This window comes from Halogranum amylolyticum (genome assembly GCF_900110465.1).
GTDB classification, from domain to species: domain Archaea; phylum Halobacteriota; class Halobacteria; order Halobacteriales; family Haloferacaceae; genus Halogranum; species Halogranum amylolyticum.
On record NZ_FODV01000032.1, the window covers coordinates 24,315 to 32,047 of the forward strand.

Below are 7,733 nucleotides of genomic sequence, written 5' to 3' on the forward strand. Positions count from 1 at the left end.
TCCTAGTTCGAACGGGAGAGGTGGAAAAAGAGCCGTCGTTCGTCGAAGACGGACCGGTTTCGAGAGAGAAGCGGGTTAGCCGTCGATGAGGTCCGACGGGGTGATGACGTCCATATCCTTCTTTTTGATGTGGTTGAGGACGTTCTTGAAGTCGTCCGGCGACGTCTCGTAGTCCTTGCCCTCGCCGATGTCGTGCCACTGGATGACGACCAGCTGGTTGTACTCCTCGGCGATGTTCAGCACGCGGCGGGTTCCGCGGGGGTCTTTCCCCATCACGCGGGAGATGGCGTGCATGTTGCTCGGTTGCTGTGCGTTGTTCGGACAGCCCCCGAACATGTAGCTGGATTCGTGGAACTCCGAGATGAGGTCGAGCGTCGTCTTGCTAACCCGGTTGTACGGGGCGACGAAGTGACGTGCTCCCTTCGGAAATCCTTTGAGATCGAGATAGTTGTACGACTTCTTGATGAGTTCGCGCTGTTTCTTCTCGGAGTAGGCAGGGAGCGGCTTCGGTACCTGTGGGTGGGACATCATGTCCCAGCCGGCGTCGCGCATCTCGCGCATCTGCCCCGTGGTCAGGTTGCCCTGGCTGTTGATCGCGTCCGGAATGATGGCGACACCACCGGCCCAGCCGCGCTCCTGCAGTTCCTTGAACGCGACCTCGTACTGGGAAGTGACGGCGTCGTCGAACTGGAGCATCACCTTCCCCTTGTCGGGTTTCGGGATCTTCCGAAGGTCGTCGATACGGACGTCGATGGCGGTGCCCTCTTCGGACTGCACCATCAGTCGGAGCTCCTGGACGCCCTTGAGGACCGGGTCACCTTTCCGACCGGTGTAGCCGAGGTCGATCCGGACCCAGCCGTTCAGCTCCTTGGGGATGAACCGCTTGCTCGTGAGCATGTCGCTCCGTGCGGGGGCGATGATCTCGGCAGCGATCTTGCCACGGACGGGCTTGTCCAGCTTGACGGCCAGAGAGAGGTCGTGTTTCGAAAGGTCGAGACCGTCGGGGAACGACTTGAAGATCCCAGCGACCCGGCCCTTCTGATTGGTCATGTGGAGAGACTGGCTACCGGAGTACACCTCGTTGGTGTCGGTCTCGATGGTCCCCCCGACGTTGCCCCATCGGGAGTCCTCGAACTGCTCGAAGTCCTCGACGAGTTCACCGCGCGTGAACGCCTGGTTCTCGCCGTTGGAGGACTCGGAGGTCGTCTCGTTGCCCGAGGATGTTTCGGATTGAGTTGTCGTATTGGAGGTCGTCCCGTTGTCGGTCGGGGTCGAGCCGGTGCCTCCCGAGCACCCTGCGAGACCGGTTACGCCGACGGCTCCAAGCGTTGCCATTAGACTGCGGCGGGTCGATGGTCGCTTCATCTTCCTTGCTCTCCCGTTCAGACCGTTCCCCCATTATAATACAGCTACTAAGCCGCATTAACTGGAAAGTAAGCGCCTCTCGCCCGAATATCGGAGACGAGAGGTACGACTGCCGAGTCGACGGTTTAGGAGGACAACGATTGAAACGATCGCCAAACGTAGGAGAATTCGTCACGTGAATTTAACTCATACGTCGGCGGCGTGGCTCTCGAATCCGGGGGAACCGACTCTCGTCCGCCCGGTGGACGGTCGACTCGTCGGAGACTCGTCGACGAGCGACCGTCGCGCAAAGAAACCAGGGTCGACCGCTAGTGCGTCGGTCTACTGCCGACTGATGTTCCAGCTCTTGCTCGCAGCGACGATGAGCAACACCGCGAAGAACGCGATGGCGAGCCACACGCCGATACCGGACGCGAGGAACTCGACGACGGAACTGAGCAGGTCGACGCCGACGAGCTGTCCGAGCGCCAACAGCAGGAGTGCGACGCCGAACACTGCGACTGCCGTCCGGACGATCGTCTCCGTGAACCAACTCGCGATCTGCTCTCCCGTGTCGCGCTGTCGCGACTGGGGCTGCTGGTTCCGCCGTGGGTTCGTCTGTGCAGGCTGGTTCTGTCGGCCGTTCTGGGTCTGCTGATCAGATTGGGCAGCCTGACCACCGTTGGACGACTGCTCACCAGGGTTCTGACCCATATTGCGCCGTTCGAGTCTGTGTATCAAAGTTATGTTCGACGTAAGCTTTCTGTCGAGACGACGAGGGACGTGACAGAACGGCAGAAGGATGCTATCGAGCGACAGTCAGACGCTATTGAGGCGCAGAAAAACGCCATCGAACGGCAGGCCGTCGACGAGAGAAGGGAACAGTCGAACTCGGCCAAGCCGACGCTATCCGACGGAGATCCAGAGGTCGACTGTCCGGTACGCGGTCTCCGCGCTCGCAGTCTCGGGTGCATCCCCCTTGTAGACGAAGAACCGAAGTGGGAGCGAATCTCCGGTCTGCTGTGGCGTGATCTCCCGCTCGACGTACGCTGTCTCCCCGGAGGCGACCGTCTCCTCGGTTCGACTGAGCTCGTTTCCGTCGAGTGTGGCGACGATAGTGTACGTGATCTGTTCGTGTTCCTGGTTCCCGAGCGCGACGAAGAGTCGCTGTCCCTCGCCAGCGGTGAACTCCTGTGGCAGGTCTTCGGAGGTATACTCGCCGGTGTCTGTCTGCGTCACGAGATACGCTTCGGTGAAGCCTGCCCCGTCGTCCGGGGGCGCGAGTGCGGCGTAGCCGACAGTACCGACGAGCGTCAACAGTCCGAAGACGAGAAGCAGATTGAGTGCGCGATGTGTGTTCGTCCGGGGCCTCAACGACCCACCGGACGCACCGGTGCTCCCGTCACCGGCCACGTACCGAGACCAGAGTGTAGCGATTCCTCCTACGAACGTGGAACGTCGGCGTCGCTCTGCCGGCAGTCTGAGACGGCGAACGAACCCGACCACGACGAATACGACGGTCACTCCTGTCACAGCGACCATGATCGGCTGAAGACGGAGACCGTACGGCGTGTAGTTGACGACGAACGCCACAAGTGGGACGAGTCCGAGGCTGACAACCGACGCGAGGACGAACCGCTCAAGTCCGTCGATGCTGTCGAGTCGGAACTTCTCTCGCGTGGACGTCTCCATCGACTCCAAATCGGTGCAGCGGTCGGCCGATACCGGCCGTTCGGGGAACGTCGCTTCGAGGAGAGCGTAACCGGGGAAGAACAACACCAGCGGCGTGACGAGGAGTACTCGCAACACCGGCCGTTGGACTCCGAGTTCGAGGACGGCGGTAGCGGCGATAATGGACCAGAGTGCGACGACGAGGAGATCTCCCGTCGATCGATACCAGCGTGTCACGGTTCGGATCGTACGTACTTCAGGGAGCGATAAAAACGGCCCAGACTGTTCAGACCGAGACCTCACTAACCGACCGCCGTAGTAACCGCCTAAACGAACTGAACGAAGACCGGTACCGAGATTGGTGGTACGACGAGACGAACGGAGTTCGTGGTATATTTTAGAGAATTTCGGGAGCGGTAGAGACCACACACACACCATGTTCGCGAATGTAACGGTGTGAGAGAGGGGGAGGGGGTAGAAATCAAGGGGTTGAGATCGAGAGGGACGAACGCGGTGACGAGAGAAAGACGTGTAAGTTCCCGAAGAGACCCTCTCCGCAGGTGAGACGACACAGAGGGCGAACGACCGGACCGCTCTTCGATGACTGGACGACAACCCCCGTTTCGACTCCACACGAAACGAAGAATCGTTTCTCTCGTGTTTTAACGAAGTTAACTTGATGGAATATTCTCGCCTGCAACTATTAAATCTACTGGTGACTGATCAGCGAGGAGGAGTGACAGATACAACCGACAACTGTCGTATCTCTATCACTATCGTCTGGACTACGTTTCTATCGTCCGTAAGGAAGCAGTCTTCTACCGGCGCAGCTCTGTCGCCGTCGTTCGGACCCGTCTATAGTCGCTTGGATCCGTCTGCAATCGCTTGGAATCATCAGAGATCGTTCGGGAGCGTCCGGGATCTCCTATCGTCATCCGGAATTTCCTATAGTCGTCCGGGGTCATGTATGGTCATCCAAGGTCATCTATGGTCGTCCGAAGTCGTCATCCGAACTCTTTCTCGAGGTAGATCCCCGCTTTCAGTCGTTGCTACCCCACTCTTTGGGGACTTACATTCGCGAACATGGTGTGTGTGTGTGTTCGATCAACGGCGTCAGCCACGACGGCCGCCGGAGCGTCGAAGTCCCTCACCTCAAAGTGTGTTACATTCGCGAACATGGTGTCCTGATCGACGAGAGCTGCCCTGCCCCCACCCCGTGTGCACCGTTTACATTCGCGAGGGAGGTGTGGGTGCGGTTCTGCGAACGGTCGTCTCGGTGAGCATCTCAACTCGACGGCTTTCTCTTCTCGTGCTCGATGACGTCGACGATTCGATCTCTCTGACCATCCGACTGTTCCTCCCGAGCCGAACGATACATTCGCGACGATAGTGTCTCTCACCACCGTGCTAACTCGTGTCGTTACATTCGCGAGGGTGGTGTGTCTGGGTTCCCGTCGAGGTGTGACGAGGCGTCAGTCGATACATTCGCGACAGTAGTGTCCGATGGTTCATCCACCACTACTCTCGACCTGTCTTGGAAACCTCTATCCTCTATCTTTCTACTGTGAGTTCGCGCGTGCGCACGCGCGTATCGAGAAAAATCTGGGCACCTCCAGACGGGTATCTTCAGACGGGTACCTCTAGACCGTATACGACGAACACCACGCTCTTGTTCATTCGCGGCGTCGGTCTTCTGCCGTTGTTTCGGAATCTCCGATAGAGACCGCTCTACTCCGCATTTTAGAACATATACATTCGCGAACGGGGCGTCAGACTCCCAGTACACTTATGGGGCTCATCACCGAAAGAGGGTAGTATTCGATGACTGCCGGAGATTCCCCCGAGAAAGAGCGCGATTCGCTCTTCCGCTACGAGGAACCCATCTTCGCCCGTGAGGAGCTCCTCGACATTCGTCACATCCCCGGCCCCGACCGGATCGTCGGTCGCGACACTCACATGCAGCGTGTCGCCAACGCGGTCAACCCCGCCATCTTCGGACGGCCACCGAAACATCTTCTCGTCTACGGCAAGACGGGGACCGGAAAATCCCTCGTCTCCCGTCACGTCACGCAACGACTCGCGACCGAAGCAGCCAAAGACGAGGTCATCGTCCGAACGGCGTTCGTCGACTGCGGCGAAGAGAACACCGAGACGTCGGCAGTGAAGACGATCGCGGCTCAACTCAACGACCCCGACGAGACTGGCGTCACCGTTCCGGAACGAGGACTCTCAACGGGCGATTACTACAAACGACTCTGGCACATCCTCGATACGCGTTCAGACGTCGTCATCGTACTCCTTGACGAGATCGACATGCTCGAGGACGACGAGATCCTGCGAAAGCTCTCGCGAGCGGGAGAGAACGGTCGCATCGAACGGTGTAGCGTGGGCGTCATCGGCATCAGCAACAAGATCGACTATCCGGACCAACTGACAGAACGCGTGAAGAGTAGCTTCCAACACGACGAGATCGTGTTCAAACCGTACGCCGCAGATCAGTTGAGCGAGATCCTCAACAACCGGAAAGACGCCTTCCGTGAGGGCGTCCTCGGCAACGACGTGATTCCGCTCACCTCCGCACTCGCTGCACAAGAACACGGCGACGCGCGGAAGGCGATCGACATCCTCCGCAACGCCGGTCGGATCGCGACCGAAGAGGAGACGCCGGAGGTAACCGTCAAACACGTTCGGAAGGCAAAGGAACGAACCGAAGCCGACCGGTTCAACGAGATCATCGCCGGGACACCCATACAGGGGAAGGCGATCCTGCTCGCACTTGCGCTCCTGACACTCATGACCGACGAGAGCGAGTTCTCGACGAAACGCGTCTACGATACGTACACGAAGATCGTCGACGAGATCGGGATGGATCGCCTCTCCGAACGCCGGGTCAACGAGATCCTCCAAGAACAGGCGTTCCTCAACGTGATCAACTCGACACGAACCAGCCGCGGTCGTGGCCGGGGTGTCTACAGTAAGCACCGTCTCCTCGAAGACGCCACCATCGTCAAGAAGGTTATCACGGCCGACGGACGATTCGAGAGCTACGAAGATATCGGAATCTGACACGCTCTTCCGCTTTCGAATTTGTGGTGACTCTGTTCGACCTCGTGAGCGCCTCTACCGCCAGTGAAACAGTCTGAAACGGCTGGGACGGTCTGGTGTATTCTTGTATTCTACCCGTGAAGTCGCTGGTGATGGCGATCGGGACTCAATCGCAGGGAGGGGACCAGGGTGTGAGCATCGCGGCAGACCGTGACTCGGTTCGTCGACAGCGGATCGAGGCGGTACTCTCGGACGCACGCCACGGGCACGTGTCGTTCGACACGCTCGTAAACCGGGTGTACGAGCGTGAGTACACGGGTGAGACCGACCCCGTCTCACACCGCCGCCGTGTTGCGAACGCACTCTACTACGTCCACCTTCCGCGACTCTCCGAACTCGACGCCATCGATTACGACCCCATCGAAGGGCACGTCTCGGATTCGTCGGGACGTTAAACAAGTTCAGACGGCGCTCTGCTTCCGCAGCGTCTCTCCACCGACTTTCGTTCTCTGCCGATCCGCCCTCGTCGAGTGGGCGATCTCTCGTCTACGACGCCTGCCGACAGCTCGAACCCCGATACGATCTCGCCGGTCAGTGTTCTTTCCGGTACATCGCCAGCAACTCCTCCAGGACGAGGGCTGCTCTGCTCCCGGTGTCGATCTCCGCATCGATGAACTCGTAGCCGGCTTCGAACTCTCCTCGAAGACCGTACGTTCGGATCGACACCACCGCCTGCAGGAAGTCGTCGTCGAACGCGTACTCGTCGCTGATGTCGGAGGGAAACTCTAAGTCGAGTTCCGTCTTCAGCTCCTCGTAGCTGAACGTCTTTTCGTCGTAATCCGGTGAAACCAGTTCAAGCATGTACTCCGCGGAGAAACGGTAGAACTCGGATTTGCTCTCGAACGTTCCGTCCTCGACCAGCGACTCGATCTCGTCGACTACCTGGTCCGGATAGCGGACGGTATCTTTCGCCATGTTACTTGGCCCCTGCGTCGTGAACTATTATAACGACTCGGGTGCTCCAAACGGAGAACCGTCGTCTCTCCGGAGCCGAGCGGTGATCCACGAGACCTATCACGCGCGTACGCACGTGATCGTCGATGCTTCGCAAACATCCAGAAACTCTGCTAACTAATGACTTGTTTCTTGACATTCTCTTCTATCTTCCATGATTTTTCGGATATTGAACGATATCATTGCTGTTAAGTAGGACCCGGCCATTCGTAGAAATGCGTACGACACACCGCGACTTCGGGCCGATCACCTCGGCCCGATCTCACACGTGGGCCTCGTGGGACGACGTCCCGCGGCCGAAACGAATCCGTTGGGTTTATACCCTTCCGTCGTTTTGGTTCAGGTCCGAAGAAGATGAGGATTCCGCCCCTGCGGTCCGCCGTACACGACGGAATCTGACGTTAGCCTTGATAGTTCGGTGACACCCGATCGGTCACTCGATCTCGTCACCGAACTTGGACCTTGCAATTGCACTCATTATGAGTGTATGGTGATTCCCACTCGTCTCCGACGAGTGGAAATCCCGCCACCCCCTCTCTCTGTCCCAACAGAGAGAGGAAACATTCCGGTTGATCCTGCCGGAGGTCATTGCTATTGGGGTCCGATTTAGCCATGCTAGTTGCGCGATTTAGATCGCAGCGGAAAGCTCAGTAACACGT

Annotated in this window: 6 protein-coding genes and 1 rRNA gene; 3 read left to right on the forward strand and 4 right to left on the reverse strand. The window is 58.5% G+C overall.

Features of this window, described 5'->3' with window-relative positions; genetic code table 11:
• Nucleotides 1–75: 75 nt before the first annotated feature.
• The 3 genes from BSG17_RS24095 to BSG17_RS24105 form a co-directional block, all read right to left on the reverse strand.
• Entirely contained in the window at nt 76–1,335 is a 1,260-nt protein-coding gene (locus BSG17_RS24095) for a polysaccharide deacetylase family protein (RefSeq protein WP_089827924.1), read from the reverse strand.
• A gap of 351 nt (nt 1,336–1,686) precedes the next feature.
• Entirely contained in the window at nt 1,687–2,058 is a 372-nt protein-coding gene (locus tag BSG17_RS24100) for a hypothetical protein (RefSeq protein WP_089827925.1), read from the reverse strand.
• A 192-nt stretch (nt 2,059–2,250) separates the two neighbouring features.
• Nucleotides 2,251–3,252, reverse strand: a complete 1,002-nt coding sequence (locus BSG17_RS24105; RefSeq protein WP_170864945.1) for a DUF1616 domain-containing protein — start codon at nt 3,250–3,252, stop codon at nt 2,251–2,253.
• Nucleotides 3,253–4,836: 1,584 nt separating this feature from the next.
• Here BSG17_RS24105 and BSG17_RS24110 point away from each other — a divergent pair.
• Both BSG17_RS24110 and BSG17_RS24115 read left to right on the forward strand, forming a co-directional pair.
• Nucleotides 4,837–6,081, forward strand: a complete 1,245-nt coding sequence (locus BSG17_RS24110) for a Cdc6/Cdc18 family protein (protein WP_089827927.1) — start codon at nt 4,837–4,839, stop codon at nt 6,079–6,081.
• 170 nt (nt 6,082–6,251) lie between these two features.
• Nucleotides 6,252–6,515, forward strand: a complete 264-nt coding sequence (locus tag BSG17_RS24115; protein ID WP_139246798.1) for a DUF7344 domain-containing protein — start codon at nt 6,252–6,254, stop codon at nt 6,513–6,515.
• 136 nt (nt 6,516–6,651) lie between these two features.
• On the opposite strand, the gene BSG17_RS24120 is transcribed toward BSG17_RS24115, so the two are convergent.
• Nucleotides 6,652–7,035 (reverse strand): ribbon-helix-helix domain-containing protein, encoded by a 384-nt coding sequence (locus BSG17_RS24120; protein WP_089827929.1) that lies wholly within the window; start codon nt 7,033–7,035, stop codon nt 6,652–6,654.
• Between the two features lie 601 nt (nt 7,036–7,636).
• Here BSG17_RS24120 and BSG17_RS24125 point away from each other — a divergent pair.
• Nucleotides 7,637–7,733: ribosomal RNA gene (locus BSG17_RS24125) — 16S ribosomal RNA — on the forward strand; the annotation flags it as partial.

Bases quoted from the DNA above. Each gene is read 5' to 3' on its own strand.
- BSG17_RS24110 (WP_089827927.1), top strand. From the start codon at position 4,837: ATGACTGCCGGAGATTCCCCCGAGAAAGAGCGCGATTCGCTCTTCCGC.
- BSG17_RS24100 (WP_089827925.1), bottom strand. From the start codon at position 2,058: ATGGGTCAGAACCCTGGTGAGCAGTCGTCCAACGGTGGTCAGGCTGCC.
- BSG17_RS24095 (WP_089827924.1), bottom strand. From the start codon at position 1,335: ATGGCAACGCTTGGAGCCGTCGGCGTAACCGGTCTCGCAGGGTGCTCG.
- BSG17_RS24120 (WP_089827929.1), bottom strand. From the start codon at position 7,035: ATGGCGAAAGATACCGTCCGCTATCCGGACCAGGTAGTCGACGAGATC.